The organism is Cognataquiflexum aquatile (assembly GCF_003316845.1).
In the GTDB taxonomy this organism is placed as follows: Bacteria; Bacteroidota; Bacteroidia; order Cytophagales; family Cyclobacteriaceae; genus Cognataquiflexum; species Cognataquiflexum aquatile.
Genome location: NZ_QMIK01000001.1, coordinates 370,967 through 392,409 on the forward strand (window position 1 = coordinate 370,967; position 21,443 = coordinate 392,409).

The 21,443-nt window shown below is 41.9% G+C and carries 13 protein-coding genes; all 13 read right to left on the reverse strand.

What is annotated here, in order from left to right; translation table 11 throughout:
• Window positions 1-51: 51 nt before the first annotated feature.
• The 13 genes from DQW11_RS01615 to DQW11_RS01675 all read right to left on the reverse strand — a co-directional run bounded on the left by DQW11_RS01615 (window position 52) and on the right by DQW11_RS01675 (window position 21,443).
• Complete coding sequence (locus DQW11_RS01615; protein ID WP_113922232.1) at window positions 52-1,128, reverse strand: glycosyltransferase family 4 protein; 1,077 nt, start codon at window positions 1,126-1,128, stop codon at window positions 52-54.
• Window positions 1,125-2,345 carry a glycosyltransferase family 4 protein gene (locus DQW11_RS01620; RefSeq protein ID WP_113922233.1) on the reverse strand — a complete coding sequence of 407 codons (1,221 nt, stop codon included), beginning with the start codon at window positions 2,343-2,345 and terminating at the stop codon, window positions 1,125-1,127. The genes DQW11_RS01615 and DQW11_RS01620 overlap by 4 nt, the downstream gene beginning before the upstream one ends.
• Complete coding sequence (locus DQW11_RS01625; RefSeq protein WP_113922234.1) at window positions 2,342-3,031, reverse strand: acyltransferase; 690 nt, start codon at window positions 3,029-3,031, stop codon at window positions 2,342-2,344. The genes DQW11_RS01620 and DQW11_RS01625 overlap by 4 nt, the downstream gene beginning before the upstream one ends.
• Window position 3,032: 1 nt before the next feature.
• Window positions 3,033-5,363, reverse strand: a complete 2,331-nt coding sequence (locus tag DQW11_RS01630) for a nucleoside/nucleotide kinase family protein (RefSeq protein WP_113922235.1) — start codon at window positions 5,361-5,363, stop codon at window positions 3,033-3,035.
• 290 nt (window positions 5,364-5,653) lie between these two features.
• Window positions 5,654-6,943: an O-antigen ligase family protein gene (locus tag DQW11_RS01635; RefSeq protein WP_113922236.1), complete on the reverse strand. Its 1,290-nt coding sequence runs from the start codon at window positions 6,941-6,943 to the stop codon at window positions 5,654-5,656.
• The gene (locus DQW11_RS01640) at window positions 6,944-8,041 is read right to left on the reverse strand and encodes a glycosyltransferase family 4 protein (protein ID WP_113922237.1); all 1,098 of its coding nucleotides are present in this window, start codon (window positions 8,039-8,041) and stop codon (window positions 6,944-6,946) included.
• Window positions 8,017-9,243, reverse strand: coding sequence for an MATE family efflux transporter (locus DQW11_RS01645; RefSeq protein ID WP_113922238.1), 1,227 nt, complete (start codon window positions 9,241-9,243; stop codon window positions 8,017-8,019). The genes DQW11_RS01640 and DQW11_RS01645 overlap by 25 nt, the downstream gene beginning before the upstream one ends.
• 1 nt (window position 9,244) lies before the next feature.
• Window positions 9,245-11,434 (reverse strand): GumC family protein, encoded by a 2,190-nt coding sequence (locus DQW11_RS01650; protein WP_113922239.1) that lies wholly within the window; start codon window positions 11,432-11,434, stop codon window positions 9,245-9,247.
• A gap of 12 nt (window positions 11,435-11,446) precedes the next feature.
• On the reverse strand, window positions 11,447-12,190 hold the full coding sequence (locus DQW11_RS01655) for a polysaccharide biosynthesis/export family protein (protein ID WP_113922240.1): 744 nt from the start codon (window positions 12,188-12,190) through the stop codon (window positions 11,447-11,449).
• Window positions 12,191-12,192: 2 nt separating this feature from the next.
• A complete protein-coding gene (locus tag DQW11_RS01660) occupies window positions 12,193-12,624 on the reverse strand; it encodes a response regulator (protein ID WP_157965994.1) in 432 nt (143 codons plus the stop codon).
• Window positions 12,625-12,810: 186 nt separating this feature from the next.
• The gene (locus DQW11_RS01665; RefSeq protein WP_113922242.1) at window positions 12,811-17,424 is read right to left on the reverse strand and encodes a CRTAC1 family protein; all 4,614 of its coding nucleotides are present in this window, start codon (window positions 17,422-17,424) and stop codon (window positions 12,811-12,813) included.
• A 135-nt stretch (window positions 17,425-17,559) separates the two neighbouring features.
• On the reverse strand, window positions 17,560-20,907 hold the full coding sequence (locus tag DQW11_RS01670; protein WP_113922243.1) for an ATP-binding protein: 3,348 nt from the start codon (window positions 20,905-20,907) through the stop codon (window positions 17,560-17,562).
• Entirely contained in the window at window positions 20,898-21,443 is a 546-nt protein-coding gene (locus tag DQW11_RS01675) for a heme NO-binding domain-containing protein (RefSeq protein WP_113922244.1), read from the reverse strand. Before DQW11_RS01675 ends, DQW11_RS01670 begins: the two co-directional genes overlap by 10 nt.

Below are 21,443 nucleotides of genomic sequence, written 5' to 3' on the forward strand. Positions count from 1 at the left end.
AATTATCATTTTTCTGGCATAATAGCGTAAAGCCGTATTTCATATTATCCATCAAACAATCCTGTTGATTTGCTCTTGCATGGTTTTTTCTTTGAACACCTCTAATCTTTTTAAAGCTGCTTGGGAGAAATTTTGGAAGTTAACCGGGTTGCCGATCAGTTCAAGAAACTTCTTGTTGAGCCCTTTCCTGTCTCTTGGATCCACACTGTATCCTGTCACTTCATCTTGAATGACTTCCAAAATCCCTCCTACCGGAGGCACAATTGCAGGTAAACCGTATGCCATTCCTTCGATGATGGTCAGCCCAAATGTCTCTATCCACCCATCAGGTCGGGAGAGGTTTACAATCACATCTGCCCATTGGAAAAAGGGATGGAGGTTTTTTTGGGAAGGATATATTTCTAGATTTTGAGGAAAATGCTGACCTGAGAAAAAGGAATCAATTTCTCCTTGACCGGCATTCAAAACCATTTTGAAGAAAAAATCCTGATGGTCTTCGGCAAGCTGGATAAATTCATAAAGTCCCTTATAAGCTTTCAAGGAGCAAACCATCAATACATGTGAAGGCTTTTCGTTTTTCTCCTTGGGTAAAACATTGGACAAAAAACTTTCATCAATGGCATTGTAGATCAAATGGTTGGGAATATTGGTGATTCCATGACTCTGCGCCACATATCGGGAAACGTTGATGATATCGGAAGCTGTCCATGACACCACTTTGAACAAAAACCATTTCAAAATTGCAGGGGTGACTGTGCTTTCATGAATGTGGTAAATTACACGGCAACCTTTTAACTTCCCTATCAACGCCGCTCCAAAAGGCAAAACGGTGTTGATGTAAAGGGTATCGGATTTCTTTACTTCGCCAATCATCTTGAAGAATAAGATGAGCTGACTCAAGGAATAATATATCAGCCTCAACCAGGGATTGGCTTTGAATTTATACCATCCATGATGATAGTTTACTCCTTCCAAATTGGAAAGAAAGCCATCTTGGTGAACCATGGTATAAAGATGTACTTCCTTCCCTTCATGAATCCAGCTTCTGATGATTTGACCAAGTACTTTGGGACTGCCGCTGCGGTCATTCAATAAATGAAAAGCGAATATTCTAGATTGTGCTTTCATAAGTCAGCGTAGACTTTTTGAAGTTGTTCCCCTCTCCTATCCCAATGGAAGAAATTCTCAAACTGCTTTCTTGCAGCCTTTCCCATTTTTTTCCTTTTTTCGGGGGATGCATGCAACTCTTGGATAGCAGCCGCCAAGCCATTTACTGTTTGGCCATAATCTCCCATCGGGATCGCAAAACCGTTTTCCTTGGTGATAAATTGTCCCGGACCTTCATTGTCCAGACAGATTACCGGCAACCCAAAAGACAAAGCCTCTGCAACCACCATTCCCGCCCCTTCGTGGGAAGGGAAGAGAAATGCGGATGCTTCTTTGAATTTTGCCATCAGTTCCCCCCTTTCAATCCAGGAGATAAATGTTACCCGATCCGCCAATTTCAGATCAATTACCAAGGATTTTAAAAACCCTTCTTCCGGTCCGCTACCGATCAAAAGGAGCTCGCAGTTCTCTTTGTCTTTTGTGTCCAAACCGTTCAGAAACTCAAAATAGGCACGGATTGTCAAATCAAATCCCTTGAGCGGTACAAAGCGTCCCGCTGAAATAAGGGTAAATTTATAACCGATCGTGTCGAATTCATTCCATCCAAAATCCTGGGTAGCTACTGAAGGTGCAATGGAATAATTGGATTGAATGCCTAAAATATTTGGTACACTGTTGTTCATGCAGAGGATATGGTCCGCATTTTTGACAGTCTTGTGCAGGGCCGGAGAGATTTTCCAGAAAAATTGCTTGACCATCCAAGTCAGGCGGTCAATGATGCGGTATTTATTTGCAAAGGGTTGGAGGTATTGGGAAGGAATCAGAGGATGATGTCCCACAGGTCCCCAAACAAACGGCTTATCCAACTTCCAAAGAAACGAGGGAGTCCAGTCGTTGTGAAAATTGAGGTTATGGACGATATCAAATTTCAGGTTTTGCTTCTTGATAAAAGACATGATTCCACGCTGCCACATGAGGTAATACAGCATGGCACCCTGTCCACCCTTCTTCCAAAACCGCATCCAATAAGGCAAATCGAAGTATAGGAATTGGATATTGTAATACAGTTTGTCCGGATTTTCAGCAATGTATTTTTCTATATGGGGACGGTTATTTTCTCTTGTGATGGCGATAACTTTGTTGAAGCGCGCAATCTGCATCACAAAATTCCAGCCCATCCCGTCTTCAGAACCTTTAAATGGGTTGATGGCATAAGCAGTAGCTAAAATTGTTTTCATATTCTGGTTTTTAAAAGTTTTGCGGGGACACCTCCGATAATTGAATTTTCGGGAAAGGATTTGTTTACCACCGCTCCGGCTGCAATGATGCTTCCATCGCCGATTTGCACTCCATCCAAGATGGTCACCTTGCTGCCGATCCAACAGTTTTTGCCGATTTTGATGCCTTTCCTTGATACACCCTGATGGCGGATGCCTATTGACAGATCGGATGCGATGTGATTTTCAGGATGGCAACTGAAGTACTGCCCGATGATGGAATCATCTCCTATCTCCAATCCTCCTGCACCGCCCAGGTAGGCATATTCACCCATGCCCACGTTGTTACCTATTTTGATGAATTCACCCAAATGGTTGAAGGAAGTAGAAACCACCACCCTACTGAATGCCCCGATGCTCACATTGTCACCCATCCATACGCCATGCTTTCCCAATGCACTGATATGAACATCATTGCTCACTTTCAGAAACCGTCCAAATGTGATTTTAGGAGAGTTGAAAAAGCTTACCCGCTTTCCAAACATCGCCATTTTGGGATTTTTGAAGAGAAACAGCAACTTCAAACCTCTCAACAATCCCCAACATTGTGTCCAGATAAAGGAACAAAGCGCGGCATTACCCAATGCCGGGTCAAAGGAGAAATCAGGATTGCGCCTACGGATGACTTTTTGTATCAGGTTCTTCATATCAAACAAGTTGTGTTTGGGCTTTGGAAGTGATGATTGCCATGGTTTCTTGGAGGTGCAGGTTTTCGATTGGGAAGTATTTCCCTTTCGCCTTCTTATCCAAATCACTGAAAAGACTCAGGTAATCTTTGGTCAAAGTGGCAATCGCCTCCGCGTCTAATTCTTTTTTCCGTTTGAGGATGGTTTCGGTATCTGCGTACAAAAAGAAGTTGAGGTCGGGTTGCAGCAATAGTCTGTACCCTGCCTTTGTCAGCCATTTGGGCAGGCGGATATTGCTGCGCAAACTGTCGTTGATAAAATCGAAATAGTAGCGGTCATACAGCACCACATCGCCGCGCATCACATGCTTGACATAGACATAAAACTGCCCAAACAAATAGTCTACATAGTAATATCCGAAGCGAAGCAAAGAACTGACCCAATTGTTGTTTTGACCCTGACGGGGAAGGGTATTGGCAGCTTTTTGTTCAGCTTTTTCTTTTCCTTGGGTTATGGCGCTAAGGATGGGCAAAATCGAAGGACGGTGTCTGATCACCACCACTTTTTTGCGCAGCTTTTTCTCCAGTTCTTTTTTGGTATGCTCAATGACGGTGGACTTTCCGGCCCCGTCTACCCCACTGAAAGTGATGATGATACCCTTTTGATGGAAAATATTCCTCAGCACATCCAAGGCATAATTCATTTTGTTGATCATTCCTGACAAGCCTCTGTTTTCAGGCATTGATTCAACTTGGGCACTAAGCATCGCATGATCAATGTTTGAACTTTCTTCCTTCTCAAAAAAATTCAGATATCGATCAGGAATTGGACTGAAATTAAGGCCATAGAAGTATTGAAGGAAAGTTTGCGTATCGCTTGGGTTCAGTATTTTGACCCCAAAGTCATTTCTTTCCGACCTGTTGATCACTTCTGAAACCTTCATAAAGGCCAAGGATTTTCTTTTGAGTTGCCAGATGAGGTCCAAGGCAAGCACGCTTCCATCCTGCAAAACCACAACCATATTCAGCATGTGTGATTGCGGCTGAATGTTGACACGCTTTACCAGAATGTGCTGCTTGATATATTGAAGCAGATTTTGGGCAGTGGGTTTTTCTGTCAGCAGGTCAATGTCTGCGTATTCGGACAAACTTGTGGGATGGATATTGGGAAATTTGACGGCCGCATATTGTTGGTTTTGCACAAAGTCAAAGACATTCCCGATCAGCAGGGAACGAGGGCTTTCTGTGGAAGATAGTACATCGCTGATGGCTTCATTCCAGGTATTGAGCAACCAATTGACTTGGGTATGCCATTTTTCCTGTTGGCTATAGATGCGTAAGTAATAAGAAGTATTGACCAATAAATACGCTTTGAAGCAGGTACCAAAATCCAGATTGGACCTTATCTCCTCTTTGGAAAGTAACTCAAATGCGGGAATCAGTTTTGGTTTGATGTCTCTGTAAGGGAGGTGGTCCACCAAGATTCCCTGCTGCATCACGAAGTGGAAGGCATCAAAACCAAAAGGCATGCTTTCATGAGCGAGTTCAAAATCATACAGGCTGATTTTTTCTCCTTCTACGAAGCAGTTCCAAGGCGTAAAATCACCGTGGGCAAAATGGGTGGGGATTGATTGCTTGCTGAGTGAAATGGCCAAAGTTCCCAGATTTTCTACCAATTGCTTTGGCAATGAGTCGAAGGAGACTTCTTTCTCGATTGCAAGATTTCGGAGACAGTTTAGGTAGATCTCTGTTTCGCCAAAAAGAATGACTTCTCTCGGTTGGTTTTTTGTGAGCTCCTTAAGCGCTTTGACATGAAGTAGAGTAAATGAATTAATCCGCTTTCCCTTGCTTCCCAAATCGGAAAGTGCGAGGATGCCGTTTCCGATGCTTTTGCTAGAAGGGATTTCGAGATATTGTCCTCCGTTCACCAGATGAAGCATGGCTTTTTCCTGTTCGATCAGCCTGGTGGAATTTTCATTCAGGGCAATTTTTACAAATTTCTGTTTTGCAAAAAGAACCAATTTTCTGTTTGGACCCGCAGTACCGGTAAACAATGCGAAATTGCTCTTTAGATAAGGATTCAGAATATGTGTCTCCTCGAGAAGTACTGAAAGGCTGTTTTTCTTAAAGAATAGATGCTGCAATTTCAAGAAGAAGACGGCTTTGATCAAAACACTGAAGACATTTGATCTGAAGTTGGAAACCGCATAAAACCTCAAAAAATCCGGGTTTGGGTTTTCGGCATTCCATATCCATCTTGGACTTCCGTCAGGATTGTGCAAAACATAAAGTTTTCTACTTCCTGCAGTTCCTGAAGTTTTGGTAAATCCTAAAGCTTGTAAAAATTGTTCCATTTTTTAATCTTGTTTTATGACTTATGCCAAATGCAGTGCCTGAAACATAAATCATTGAAAAACAGGATTTTAAGGCTATTTTTGGGAAAATAAATTTTCCATATTTTGGAAAAATGTATATTATTGGAAACCATGGCGGTAAAAAATAATGGGTTCAATTGCTAATCTGAGTTTGCTTTGGAACCAAGAATCCATCAATAACTTATCCGTGACGGCGGATCCAATATCCATCTGTATCCAATATCAATCAAAATCCAATATCAATTAATATCTATTTAAAAATACAATTATCAATTTATCCTTCCCATTTTGACCAAATGAAGGCGATGTCTTGGTGTAAGGATAGTTCCGCCTTGGAAGGAGATGTAGAGAATGACCAATTGGTAGAATAGAATCCCATAATTGGATTCTCCGAAAACCCCAAATTCAGTAAAGGAATTGATGATGATGGGTATCAGCAGGCAAAATAACATCAGCTTCTTTTCTGCATCTTCCCGTAAAATCCCTCGGGCAGTAAAAATCATTTGAAAAACCACCAAAGTCATTCCTATCAAACCGAGGTTCATCAATACCTGCATAAAGGTATTGTGGGTCATTTTGCCAGGGTAGGTATGGGCACTTTGAAAATACTCCTTGTAATCGATCCGCATAAATCCGAACCCAAGCAAAGGTTCTCTTGGCAAACCTTCATTGATCAAAGCCTGCCAAAAAGGAAGCCTTCCTGTCAAGGTGAGGACTTCCTCCATCCTTTCGGGATCTCCGTCTTTGAGGACTACTTTATAGATAGCAATCGGGGCCACCATCATCATGACCACCATTGCGGCAATGGCGAACTTTTTCTGTTCGGATTGAAGCAGATGAAACCCAATGATCAACAAAGCCCCAATCAAGGATGAACGAGAACCTGTGGCAAACAATCCATAAAACAAGATGAGCAGCTTGACAATGGTCCACCACTTGTTGTGGTTTCTTCGGATGTCAAACATCAGCCCTGCAACCCCTACTCCTGCCAACATGCCCAATTCGTTTGGATTCATCATGTACCCGCCCAAACGGGCCTCCTCGCCTCCATGGGTAAGGCGGTAAAAAACATCCGGATTGACCCACATCCCGATGACAAACACCAGGATAAGCAAAAAGGCACTGTTGCCCAAGAGGTTATAAAGTCTGATGGGATGCTTGGGGAAATATTGATCCAACAAGTAAAGGCTTTTGACAAAGAAAAAGCAGAAAACCAGGGTTTGGGAAGTCATAAACCACTGTAAGGCACTGTAGCCGACATTGGTGCTCCACATGAATGAAGCAAAACCCAAAAGCAAATACAGTCCATAAAAACTGATGGAGAGCACGTTATTGGTTTTTAGATTGTCAGCAGCACCATACTGAATGATGCTTTGGTACACATACCAAGAGGCTGCCAACATTCCCATTCTCCCAATGACTTTGATAATGCGGGTGATGACTACATTTTCACTCCAGGTAAAAAAGCAGGCAATCATCAGGAGCAAGATCAGCAACAACTGCCAATTGATTTTCCTGAGAAAGGCACTATGGTCTTTGGGTATAAATTCCAGTTTCATTTATAGATACAATTCATCAAACTTCTCGACCAAAACAGGCCAAGCAAATACGTTTTCGAGCATTTCTTTGGCACCTTGGATGTAGGGTTCCATTTGCCCGGATTGATAGGCATTATAGATCTCCTCCATACTTTTTTCCAAGGCATTTATACTTTCATTTTCAATGCCTATGCCAGCCTTAAAATCCGAGACATAATCGGCCACATTGGTAGCCTGTGTGACGATGGTGGGTGTGCCCAATGCTGCTGCTTCCAAGACAGCTGTAGGCAGGCCTTCATTCCTTGAAGGATGGGCAAAAACGTGCATTTTACCAATCAATGCATCCTTTTCTGCTCCAAATTTCTTACCCCAAAGCACCACATTTTTGAGTTGTTTTTCGGTGATGAAATTCTCCAGGTAAGCCTGTCCTTCCCCTTCCCCGATGATCCATAATTTGGAACCGGGATATTTTTTCTGGAAAATAAAATAGGCCTCCATCAGCAAATCCAAGCCTTTGGTATGCGTGTCCAAGCGACCGACAAAGCCTATGGTGAAATCTTTATTTTTTAATGGTTTGATACTGTCCACCTTCAAATCAAATCCATAAGGCAACAAAAATGAATGGGCATTTGGGAAAATATGATTCAGACCCTCAACCTCACTTTTGCCGATGGCATGCACTTTATGGACCCTTTGGAGCAGAGATTTTTCGAACAAATGGAAATAGTTTTTCTTCTGAAAGGAACTACGTTTCATGGCGACTTCATTGTAAGCGCCATGGGGTGTGAGTACATATTTGATGTGGTTTTTAGCCATAATACCAGACAGACTGCTAAAAAGCGGGATCCATCCGCCATGCAGGTGAAAAACGGCGTTTCGGTTGGAAAGAATTGCCTTTTTCAAAGCGGCATTTACTGCAAAAGGAAAACTCTCCGCCCGAAATAGAACAGTTTTGAAATTTCTTTCCGGATAATCATGGACTGGATTGGGCGTGACACCCCAAACCTGAACCTTTTTTCCTGCTTTGGATTGTTCTGTGGCAAGGTGAAAAACCACCTTATTTACCCCATTTAGGCGGTCAGGATTGGCTTTGCCTAAAACGATGTGAATGATTTCCATAATTGAAGATTTCTGTTTAATAAAATGTAAACCCAGTACGCTATCAGGAGAAACTGAGAAGCTGCCAATCCTATCAGGACTCCGGTCAACCCAAAATTTGAAAGAAGCGAATGGGAAAAAACCAATGCGAATGTCAGGCTGAACAAATAGCCGTAAAAGAAATGCCTGTTGAGTCTCAATGCGCGGATCAATAACCGGATGGGTTGGCTGATGAAAACCAATACATACAACAAAGTAATTGCTTGCAGGAGATAGGCATACGAAGCATATTCCTTCCCTCCTGCCAATACAAATATTTGTTGCGAGAAGATGAGGGTGACCGCTAACACGGGCAAAAACAACATCCCTGCTTTGCGGCTTGCATCGGTCAAGAAGGCCAAGCCTTGATGGATGTCGGTATTTATGATGATGGCAGTCTGGGGAAGAATGTAATTCTCAAAAGCCTGCAGCAACACATTCAATACGCCCATCAGCGATTGGGCAAGTCTCAAGGCACCTAAAGCAGCCGCTCCAAGGTAAATCCCCGAGGCCACCACAAACAGATTGCTGGACCACCATTGGGTGATGGCCGTAAGAAACAACCATTTGCCTTCTTTGACATGTAAATGAAAAGATGTTAGGAGAACTGCCTTCTCAAAGTAAACTGGCTTGATCTGCCAAAAAAGAAGTAGAGAGGACAAAATGTAGGGTATTCCTACAAAGCCGAATAAGGAAGAAAGGTCTTTTTGATGATCCAAATAGAAGAAGAAAAGGCCTGCTGACAATCCCAAAGTGGAAATAGCATCCAGCAGAAGTGTTGATTTTGGACGGTTTAATGCCAATAAAACCCTCCTGCCAAAGTCATGCAAAAGAAAGCCTGCTGCAAATACCAAAGCTGAAAAAGGGAAATTGGCCTGAATGATAAAGGTCGTTACAAAAATCAAGGCCACAAATACCAAGACGGCCAAAACCTGAAGCCAAAAGGCAAAAGTCAAATATTGCTTCAGGTTTGTAATTTGTCCTACCAAAACCTGCAAAGGCTGGATCACAAATGCCCCAATGCCACTTACAGCAAGGTAGATTCCCAATAAATACCCCGAGTATTGTCCGAAAGTTTCCATGTCCAACATCCTTGCGATGATAATGGTAGATAGAAAACTCGTGCCGCTAAAAAGCGCCTGATCGAGAAGGACAATGACCTTGGGACTGTTTGCAACTTTCATATTATCCTTTTCTTTTTAGGGTTTTCATTCCCTTTTGGATGAATTGAATACTTTCCCTGATCAGGCTTGGGTTGTACCCTGCCCTGTTGATGGCAAGGAAAACCTGTGGCAACTTGTACTCTTCTTTGATCAAATCCACTTCGGTTATCAACTTGGCAGGGGTAAGCCTTGTGTCCAAGCATACAATATTCAATCCTGCGATGGCCATAGTCGGAAGCGTATAGGATTGTCCAAAGTCAGAATTCATCACAATGGTTTGATCAAATTGTGCAGCCTTTCCATGAAGGAATTTTTGCCAATCCTTGGTAGTCAAAGTCTTTAACCGCGAAGCCGACACGTAGCCATAAATGGCATTTGTACTGATTTTTTCTTCTTGGTAAAAACCATTTCCGGTCTCGGAATTATTGCATCGGATTTCTATCAAAAGCACTTTTCTACTTTGTCTCCATGCTGCATTGGCCATTTCTTTGGCGATAAAACTTACCCCATGCTTATGGTCAAAGCCGGTAAAACAACTGATTTGGTTGTTGTTCAGAAGACCTTTTACTTCCCATTGGGCGATGGTTTTTAAGAAAAAGTCTTCCTTTTCATTTTCATTTTTAAGTTTGGGAACAGCTGCGGCTATCGGAATCATGCTGTTGGATTCCACAGAAGCCTGGTCGTTGACCCTGCCTTTGAGCATGTGCACCACGAATATCAAAGACATGGCGCCCAACATTCCAAGAATGGCGGAGACGGCTTTGATGATGATGCGGTTGGGGGAAACAGGCTCTTTGCTTACCGTGGCGGGGGTAATGATGCGGTGAAAGGCTATCTTTGCTGCTTTGGCTATTTCTGCTTCGATTTTCTTTTGGTTGAGGAAATTGTACGACTGTTGGAAAATCTCGAACTCTCTGTTCAGGATGGTCATCATTCTTTCCTTTTCAGGCACTTCGATAAAAGCTTTCTCCGATTCTGAGATGTCAAAGCTCAACTTGTCATATTTGGTCTGAAGATTTTTGCGGGTATTGGTGATGCTTTCGGCGAGGTAGGAAGTCAAATCCTGGATTTTGGCATCCACGACGATGACCTTCTCATCTTTTTCGGTGTACTGTAGGAGCAAATCCTTTTTTTCTGCCTGAAGCTGCTTTATGTTTTTGATGATTTCTGTCGAGAGCAGGTCGGTAAAAGCCTCAAAATTCGGGGCCAATTCTAGGAAATTTTCTTTTCCCGACTGGACATAGTTCTCCAGATCCCGAATCGCTTCAAGGCTCATCTTCAAATTGGTTTGTTGGATTTTGAGTTGGGAAATCTGCCGGAGATCCGTTTCCGTTTCCTGCCTGATATTGGTGATGTTATTATTGTCACGGTAATTGAGGATCATTTCCTCTGATTCCACCAGTTTTTCGCTGATTTCGGAGATCCGTTCGTTCAGGAATTGTACCGTGACATTTGCCGCCCCGTATTTGTTTTCAATGTAATCTTCGATATACGCTTCTGCCAAGGCATTTGGAAACAAGGCTGCTTTGCCTGGATGGGAAGATTTGAAGCTGATCCTGATGACAGGGATATCCTTGTCCACTGCGATGATATCGATACCGGCATTGATCTGACTGATTTGTTTGGAAAGGCTGTTGACTGTGAATAAATAGTCATCTGCGATCTGTAGGTGTTTCTTTTCTTGGAGCAATGGCTCATTCAGCCGGACGATTGCCAATGAATTTTCGATCAATACCGTGTCACCAATATGGCCCTGATAAACATTTTCTTTTCCATCACGGATGGTAAAATCTTTGTTTTCACTGATGCTCAGGTTAAAGGTGACATCTTTGAGATTTTCATTCCATTCTAATGGAGAAATGATTATTGGGCTATCTTGAAACAATTCTGTCTTTCGGATACTGCCTGACCTGAAAACCTGAACTTCAAAAGGAACCTTTTCCAAAGCCTTGGAGATAAGTGCATGGGACTTGAGCAATTCTATTTCCCCGTTGATTTTTTGGGTTGTAGCAAACACATCCAGGTCTTTGAAGAGGTTACTGTTGGGAACACCTTCTGTCAAATCCGCCAAGCGCAATTTAGCGGTACTTTCATACATAAGAGTTACATACTGCAGGTATCTGCTTGCTACCAAAAATGCGAGCACCATTGCTCCGGTGATGATAGGCCATCCACGCAGGTAGGGTTTGATAAAATTCAAAGAATCGTTCATGTTTTTGAAGGATTAAAATGCACCGAAAAGGATGGCTGCGGCGGTAATTGCGGTGGCAAAAGGGATGATGATGGAAACCCTCCTATCAAATTCCTTATTTTTCTTGGAAGGAACGACAACCACATCTCCGGGGTAGAGGTTGATGTTTTTCCTGAGGTAATCTCCATTTTCAGTCAGGTCGATATTGGCCACAAAGACGTCCTCTCCTACCTGTCTCATGACCATGATGTTTTTGGCATTGGCATACGTTTCCAAACCTTTGCAGCGGGTGATCATTTCCAAAAGGGTATTGCGTTCTTTGTCGACATTGATTACCTGAGGATCGCGAACTTCACCTAAGACCGTGATTTCGCGGTTTAGGATTTTGATGTCCACTACAGGGTTTTTGATCCATTCTCCAAAGCGGATTTCTAAGGCTTGTTTGAGTTGACCGGTAGTCATGTTTTCCACTTTGACCGAACCGATTTTTGGGATTTCGATATTCCCTAGTGCATCTACCATCAGCCATTTGCCATACACTTCATTGGAATTGTAAATGCCGTATGTGGAACCCACACTCAGGTCATCCTCTCCCCAGATGCTGACGGTGATCTTGTCATCTTTTCTGATATGGTACTCATAATTGCCCTCGGGCAAAAAGATACTGTCCAGATCCGCAACAGCATTCCCGGCCTCTTTGTCTACAAACAGGTTGGTTGTTTTGCAGGATGACAAGCCCAAAGCAGCAAAAAATACGAGGGTTAAAAACCTTTTCATAGTTAAACGAGGTTCAGGAAGGATTTCAGGACGGATGGCTTTCGGTCTTTCAGCTTTTGCTTGATTACTTCAATCCTTTGGATTACTGCCAGAATATTCATTTCCAGGTTACCGTCTTTCTGTAGGTAGTCAATTGCCCCATGCTTAAGGGTATCCACAGCGGTTTGAATGTCGCTTTGACCCGATACCATCACCACAAAAATATTTGGGTTGTATCTTTTAATTTTGCGAAGAGTCTCGTATCCTGAGTACACATCCATCTGGTGGTCCAAAAATACGATGTTGGGATTTTGATGAATTTCTGAGAGACAGTCCATGCCTGTTTCGAAAAGAGTCACTTCCTCTACCCCGTTGTTTTTTAGAAGTTGTTCCATGATTTCCAAATGAAATCGGTCATCATCTACTACAAATACTTTTTTACTTAGTGTTGTCATTTTTTTGTTTTGTTTGATGAATGACCTTATGCCAACATTATTCCAAAATTCATAATTCATTGTTTTTTAATGTATTATGTAATTTTTGAGATAGAATTTTATTCCAATTATTGAATTATTTCCAAAATATGGAAACAAAAAAAGCCACCTTTACTGGTGGCTTAATTTGTAGAATGGCAGAATAATTTATTGCTTGAGTAATTTTCCTCCGTAGGCTTTACCGGATTTGGTATAGGCCTGGATAAAGTAAATGCCTTCGCGGAGCTGATTCACATTGACTTCCATGACCGGGACCAGGTCTATTTTTCCACTCATCATGGCCTTTCCGTCAGGGTCAAAAATTACCCAATAAGAAATCAATTGAGGTTCCATCAATTTAAAAGGATCTGCCTCTATACTGAACATGACTCGGTCTGTTGCCGGATTGGGATATATTTTCAGTGATTTGACGTCTGTTTCTCCACTGAATTTGATAGTATTGATTACCGTATTGGTCACAATCGGATCTTCAAAGTCAAAATAGATTTTGGCATCGTTGGGCAATTGGGTGCCTTCAGGAATGTTGGCTTTTGGCCTTATGGTATATTTAAAGTAGCCATGGGCTCCTATGGAATCCAGCATGGCCGGAGGAAGGTCGATGTTTCGGTAAGATACATCCAGTTTACCTTCAGCAGAAAGTGAATAGGTAAAAGGGTGGCTGGAAGAAGACAATTCAAAGGTATTGAGATCAAGCCATTCCGGTAATTCATTTTCAATCCTGACATAGGTGGCTTTGTAAGTACCCATATTTTCAAACCTGATGGTATAGATGAGCGATTGGTTTTTGCGGATATAACCTTCAGGTCCATCTCCTTTTGGACTGACCAAAATGTCGTTTGGATCAATGGCTCCAACAACCTCAATCTCTTCTGAGATTTTATTGTTTTCCTGGTTGATATCTTTTCCGCCTGACTCTACATAAGCCTCAAGAAGCAAAAATTCTCCTGTTTCAGCCTTTAAACCAATACTATCCGTCAATTGAAGAGACCTTACCGATCCAGGATCCAAAGTGCCCAAGTCCCAGATGTATGTTTTGGGTGATGGTGAGGTGAATTCCTGATCTGCAGATTTGAGGTATGCTTCTTCCGGTAGCTTGAGATAGGCCAATACTTTTTCGGCTTTTTCAGTACCCTGATTGCTTATTTGGATGATGGTTTCGTTGGTAAATCCTCTTCGCCAAGCGGTTGTAGCCACTTGGACGCTTAGGTCATTGCCGATTTGAACGGCATTTACCGGAAGTTTGATTTCCATAGATTCAGGTCCGTTTGGAATTAGGAACTGAGCGAATTTTGGATTAATCGTCCATTGCGACTGGTTGAGCGTGGCTTTTAGGCTTCCCTCATTAGTATAAAATTCGAACTGTCCTTTGTCATTGGATGCCATGTTGATTTTTCCGTTGTTGAAATTCAGCCGGATATTGCCGACCAACTGTTCGTCCTCGTCCTGAATTCCGTTCTTGTTTTGATCATGGAATACTGCGCCGGAGATTTTTTTTCCTCCTTCTTCCAGAACCATGTTGTATTGGTTTGTTCCAAATTTGGAAACGATCTGCTTTGTTCCACTCGGCCAAATCACCTGAACACTGTCCACCCTCTCCCCTGCGCCAATTCCAAAATGGATATATTGGGTGCCTTGGCTCCCAAATCCACTGAGAGGCAGATTTTGGCGGTATTGCCACTGTCCGTTTGATTTGATGGCCACTCTAGCGCCTAAAGCTTGTTTGTTGGAATATTCACCTTGTAATTGAAATCCTATCCACTTGTTCAGATTCCCATTATGGCAGAAAAACTTGGTATTTCCGTCGGTATGGGTGGATACAGCCATATCAAGTTGTCCATCTTTGTTATAATCCCCGACAGCCAAGCCATAGGAGTTTCCCAATTTTCCTGAGATGATTTCTCCCAGTTTTTTCGTAAAACCCCCTTGTCCGTTGTTGATGTACAAATAAGACGATCCTTTGTCATTGGTGATGAATATATCCAGGAATCCATCATTGTTCACGTCAAACCACGCTGCACCATGACTGTCACCGCCGTCCTGTGCGACAATACTGTTTTCCATTTTCTCAAATGTGCCATCCCCTCTGTTTTGGTACAGGTCATTGTTTTGACCAGAAGCATTGGTGACGAGAAGATCTACAAAGCCATCATTGTTAAAATCGCCCCATGCCGCCCCGACACTGTTTTTTGCATCGGCTTCTATTGCTTTATCCTTTACTTTTTCAAACTGAAAATTGCCTAAGTTTTTGAAAAGGGAATTGGGTCGGTTATTGCCATTAGGAATGAAAATGTCCACCAAACCATCATTGTTATAGTCGGCCAAAATCGGTGCCATGGCACGCTCACTTTCTAAAGTTACCGGGGTGTTGGTGACAGGAGAGAATGTGTTGTCTCCTTTATTGCGGTACAGCTGGTGAAACCGGGTGGGGAAAAAGTTGGTCATGATCAAATCCACAAATCCGTCATTGTCAAAATCAGCAAATGCGGCGCCATGAAAATATTGTGGATCGGGATCTATTCCTGAGTTTTTCAATTCTGAGAAGTTGCCGTTTCCATTGTTGAGAAATAGCTTACTCTTATGTTGGGTCGCATTGACCAGTAAGACGTCTTTTCGGCCGTCATTGTTAATATCTGCCCAGACTGCGCCTACAGTATTGGTTTTTTCATTCACCAGCGGATGATTGGTGATTTTGGTAAATGTGCCGTTCCCGTTGTTTCGGTAAAGTTCATTGTTGGCCGAAACATCCTTGGTGGCGATAAATAAGTCCTCAAAACCATCATTATTGTAATCTGCCCAAGATGGATTCCAGCTATTGTTAGCACTGCTTGCTATGGTGGCAATCTGACAAGCTGAATAGAATAGGTTGCTGGTGTTGGATGCATTGTTTTGGATACCTTGAGTCAGATACGACTGTTGGAACTCCCCGTCTACAGTTCCTGATACCACTGTTTCGATACTCAAGACGGTTTCATTTGATATCGCCGAACCATTATTGTAGGTAGGTGCAACCAGTAATTTGGTTTCTATGGAATAATTGTCGTTTCCTGCAATTGTGGGTAAAGGGGTAAATGTAACGGTGCTTCCTTCTGCAGTGGAGGCAATATTACCTTTTTCTAGATTCTGATCATTTTTCTTCAGGTTACTTTCCAATGGAATCAATCCCGATGCAATTTTTACCTCTACGATTGCATTTTCCACCTTTTGGTTTCCGCCCATTTCTAAGGTAGAAATCATGGTAACCTCTTGTCCGGGATTAGCAACAGAACTGCTGAGCAAGCCTGATTGTGAAAAACTTTGGGGCAGAGAAGATCCAAAGTAATTCATCCAATTGTCATTGAAATTGGTGGAAAGTACTGAAATATGTTCTGTGGCTTCGATGACCACATAAGGTCTTTCAGGTCCGGAAGGTAGTCCTGTCCCGTTGTAAATGCTTTTCCATTCATCCATAGAAAAACTCGCATCCGCATACCTTCCTGCCTCTATCTGATAAGTTTTGTTCAATTTCTGACCGTTTGTTTTGGCATCTTTAATCGTCACTTGGGTATTGGTGTTTCCCGCAAAAAGGAAAAAATGTGAGATACTTCCCTGGAATAATTGCTTCGTAAAGGGATTGATGACATTATTTTGCCGGCTCGGGGGAAGCATGTATGCAAGAAATTTTTTTCCTGAAGAGGTACCTGACTCAGAAGAAAGCATGGTAGCCATATCTGAGGTATTGGTAGAACCTGTTTCCATCCAGTTGGCCTCCATCACAGATACACGCTTGCCGGGAGAACAAGTCACCCTGAATACGGTTGGAAAAGTTGCATTGCTGTTTTGTTTGCCTACCCAATCTGCAGGTTGGAGGCTATTCAGCGACCAGCTGTTCATCGCAACCCAGCTGCCATTTAAGTATCGACTCAGTTGGACTTGATTGCTGTTGTCCCAAGAAACAATCCTGATTTCCTGTTCTCCATTGGTTTGGTAGGGAACAGAAAAATAAAACAGGTCACCCGAACCACTGCCATTTGAAGAAGGGACATACCCCCCACCATCCCTTGCATTTCCCCAAAGGGCTCCATATTGTACGCTGATATCTTTATTTGATTCGATCAGGTAGGTACCTCCGGATTGCATCACATCTCTTCCGTTTGGATAAAAATTGATGATATCCTGACCGGGGTTTAATGTTCTTTGGACGACTAGCTGCTTTTCAACAAGATTGATATTGGTATAGCCCGTTTGCGTTGTCGGTTCAGTTGATATTTTAAAAATGGAAATAGTTGAATTGGCCTCATAGGCAAAAACGTTTAAGTCTCTTGGTGAAATTGAGGTTTTTGGTGCATAAACATAAAACTTTTGACCTACCGCTTTTTTATTTACTGAAGGTACAAAATCATGCTGCCAATCGCTGTCTGTGGACATTGAAGCATATACAAGTTTGTCACTTTGGATGGTAAAAAAATCCCCGTCTCTGGCCAAAGTTCCTCCTGAAGCATAGAGTGCGTCGTCATTGATGCCATTGTCTTTGATATAAAGTAAATAGGACTGCCCTGCCATCAAAATTCCGCTGACATTATCATCACTGTCCCCATCCATTCCATCGTCCAAAATGGAAAATGAAGTACTGTCGCTCACCGCTGTCACTATGAGTGCCACGTTCCGCTGAAGTGGTTCATTGTTTGGTGGAACATAGATATTAAAAAAAGTAGAGGGTTCACTTTGGCCAAGGACTTTGGCTGAAAGTAAAATGAATAGCGAAAAGAGGTAGATTTTTTTCATGACACAGGATTTTCCCTGCGTCGGATCAAATGCCGTTCCTTATGAAAAAAATGAAGTCAAATGACTGATTTTCAGATAGATTAGAAAAATGATTGGAAGTTGTTTTTTTCCACATTTTGGAAAAAAATTCTGAATTTAGGAAAGATCCTCATTTTGTTCCAAAGTATCAGCGACAATAAGAAGCGTAGTGATAAGCTGTTGGACTAGTGAATGGAGTTCCTTTTGGGTTCCTTCGCCTAGGTCATATTTTTCCACTTTTCTCACCGTTTCTTTGAGAGAAATGATGCCCATCTGATCGATGCTTGGTTTGATTTTATGGGCTGTTTTTTGAAGGATGTCGAGATTTCGGGAATCAAGTCCAGTCTGGAGAATGGTGCAATTTTCCCTTGAGAGGGTAATGAAGATTTTGATCATTTTTTTCACAAATTCCTCATTGTCCCTGCTGAATTGTCTCAACATAGTCAAGTCATAGAGGGGAATTCTGTTTTCAATTTCTTCCGGGGAATTATCATCCTGATTCCCATTTTTTCTTGGCAAGGGAGGTTTTGCCAAACTCAACACATGTTCAATTTTTCTGAAAAAGTCTTGTTCATCGTAAGGTTTGGTGATAAAATCGTTCATCCCTTTGCTAAGGTACAAGTCAATGTCATGTCTGAATGCGTTGGCGGTAAGCGCAATGATCGGAGTGATTACATGAAGCTTTTCCCTGATGATGACTGTGGCCTCTACGCCATCCATCACCGGCATTTGGATATCCATCAGAATGATATCAAAAGAATCATTTTCTACAATCTCCACAGCTTTCTTCCCGTTTTCAGCCTCCACAGTTTCAAATCCCAAATAATCGAGACTTTGCATGGCAATGAATCTGTTCATTTCGTTGTCTTCCACCAACAAAGCCTTTAATCCTTTAAATTGATCTGCCGAGATTAGATGGCTTTTGTTTACCAAACTTTCAGGCTTTCCTATCGGAAGTGTAAAGGTAAAGCTACAGGTAGTTCCTGCGTCTTTTACACTTTTGACTTCCATCTTGCCTCCCATGAGTTGAATCAGGTCATGGGAAATGGCCATTCCAAGACCCGTTCCTTCATATTTTCGGTTGAAATCATTTTGCTCTTGGGAAAACTTGTCAAATATCTTGGAGATAAATTCTTCTGACATTCCGATTCCGCTGTCTTTGACTTCAAATTCCAGTTTTTGACGCTCCGGATTTTCCTCTACCAATTCTACAGTAAGCTGAATACTTCCTTTTTGGGTAAATTTAATGGAATTGCCTATGAGGTTGATGAGAACCTGCCTTAGGCGGGTTTCATCGCCCAAAAGAACCGGTTTGATGTAAGGGCTTACATTGATTTTAAAATCCAGGTTTTTATCCCTGGCTTGGGAGTGCATGATGGAATGAATATTAAATGCCAATGCCGAAGGGCTAAAAGGTTGCTCGACAATTTCCATATCGCCTGATTCGATTTTTGCAATATCGAGCACATTGTTGAGAATGGTCAGAAGGTGCTTGGCCGAACTTTCGGATTGTTTGACATAAAAATGTTGGTCATTGTTCAGTTTTTCCTTGCTTAACTGACGGATCATCCCAATGATGACATTCAAGGGAGTCCGGATTTCGTGGCTCATATTGGCCAAGAACAGTTCTTTCGCTTTGCCGGCTGATTCTGCAAAGTTTTTGGCCTTTGCCAATTCCTGTTCCAGTCTTTTTTGTTCTGAAATATCAAGATGGATTCCTATACTGCCGATCATTTGGCCTTTGTCATTGTAATTGGGTGCACCACTCACAAACCACCAATGGGGTTTTCCATATTTATCCAGAATCTCAATTTCATAACTGTCAGAAATGGATTTTTTCCTTTGGTCATTCTTTTCTTCGATTTTTGGTCTATCCTCTTCTTTCAAAAACAAATCACCTGCTTTTTTGCCCTTCAGTTCCTCAAGTTTATATCCGGACATTTCGCAAAAACCTTGGTTGGCGTAAAGGATAGAATCATCCATATCCACCTCCAATAATCCAAGATTCATATTTGAAATGATATTTCGGAACTTTTCTTCCTGAAGCCTGAGTTGGTATTCCCATTTTTGACGGTTTCTGATATTGATCAACATTTGACCAAAAAGAAAGAGCAACCGCTTTTCTTTATCGCTATAGTTATGGTAGTCATTGACAGAATCAAATCCAACAAAACCAACGAGTTCATTTCCATCCAGCATTGGGATAGAAATAAGACTTTTAATACCCTGCGGTTCCAGGATAGATCTCAATCCACCCTTACCATCATCTTCCAATTTCTGGACGTCAGGGACGTAAAATGCTTCGTTTTTTTGGTGGCGCTCGACCCAATAAGGAATAAATTCCAGTGGGGTTTCACTGAGATTTTCTATTTCAGGACTGATTCCTTTATTGCACCACTCATAGGTGTTGGTAGTGACTCCTTTTACAAAATCGTAATCAAAAATATAGGCCCTATCTGCCGAGACAAATAGACCCATCTTTTCAAGTGAGCGGTTGATGGTGTTTTCTACATCCTTGGTATCAAGGTTGATATACGTAGAGGCAATGTCAATAAGCGTCTCCTGAAGCCTCAATTCTTGCTCAATGGTCTCTTGGGCCTGGTATTGGCTAGAACGGTCTACCACCACCCCGTCCAATCTGACAGGATGATTTTTTCCTTCGTAGATCAGCTTTCCTCTATTATGGATATATTTAACTTTGCCCGTAGGGGTAATTATCCTGTATTCTGCCTTGTAGATTCCTTTCTCCTGCAATTCCTGAACCATCCAAGGCACTACATCTTTGTCATCGGGATGGATCAGTTTTTTCCACAAAGAACTATCCTTTATCCATTCGTCTAGAGGGATTTCATACAAATACTCCGCAGAGGGCGAAATAAACAATGATTGGAAATCAGGAAAACTTACTGACCAGACTACGTCAGTCATTTCATTTAAAATGCTTTGGAGCCGGGATTTGGTTTCTAACAACTCGGTATTTGAATTTTTTATTTCAAAAGATTGCTTGTCAATTTTGCTGATCAACTCTTTCAATTCCCTTTCGGTGATTTCAGCTTGTTTGGCTTTGTGCAGGAAGTCAAATGTTGGGTCGTGTGGGGCAAAATCAGAATAGGTGATTTTGAAAGGTTTCAGTTGTTCGATATCCATTACCCAAAGGCTGATGAGAAAAACCAATGACGATTCATCCAAAGTCAATCGGTAATCACCTCTAAAAATCAGCCCGGTATGAATGTGTTTCAAAAAAAGTATATCATTATTCAAGCTTCTAATTGTATGGAAGCTCACCGTTTCGATATAAGGCCTTTGAATAATAAAATGGGATAAAAATGAGGTAGAGATAATTTCACCTGTAACTTTTGATAAACTTTTTCCTGATTTGATCACCATTAAAGACTTATCCACAGCAACAGAGAAAGGGAAAGTCTCCATAAAAAAATTCAATTCATCTGACGGAGTTATTCCCATGATACCTTAATGATTTCGTGTGTGTTTTCTCCAGGAACCGAACCGACATGTTTGGTGGTGACTTCTGTAGAAAAGAATTTTCCCAGACCGGAAATCAATCCGTAAACAAAGTCTGTGAGCCCTTTTCTTTTGGAGAAATAATGCAAATGAACCGATTTTTCCTCTACATGTGAAACTTGGAATTCCGGAGGGGTCAATTTGGGATACACCATCATTACCCTGTTGTGAAAAGCAGGTAGGTTAAGAAGAAAGGATTTAAAATTCTCCCCGCCACTTTCCAATAAATAACCATAGTGGTTTTTGCCGGTATGCAATATCCACCATTCACCAAAGGATTTCAATACTTCTGATAAAGGGATATCTAAATTATCGGAGATAGTTTGTGCCAAAACAAAGGTAACATCGTCATCATAGCTCTCATTGCTGATAAAGTATTCAATATCTATTTTGCTTTGGGTTTTGATCTCCTCCCATTTTTTTGCTCCAAAGTTTTGAACTACCAGCTCTTCGATAGATTTATTTACGATTCCGTACAT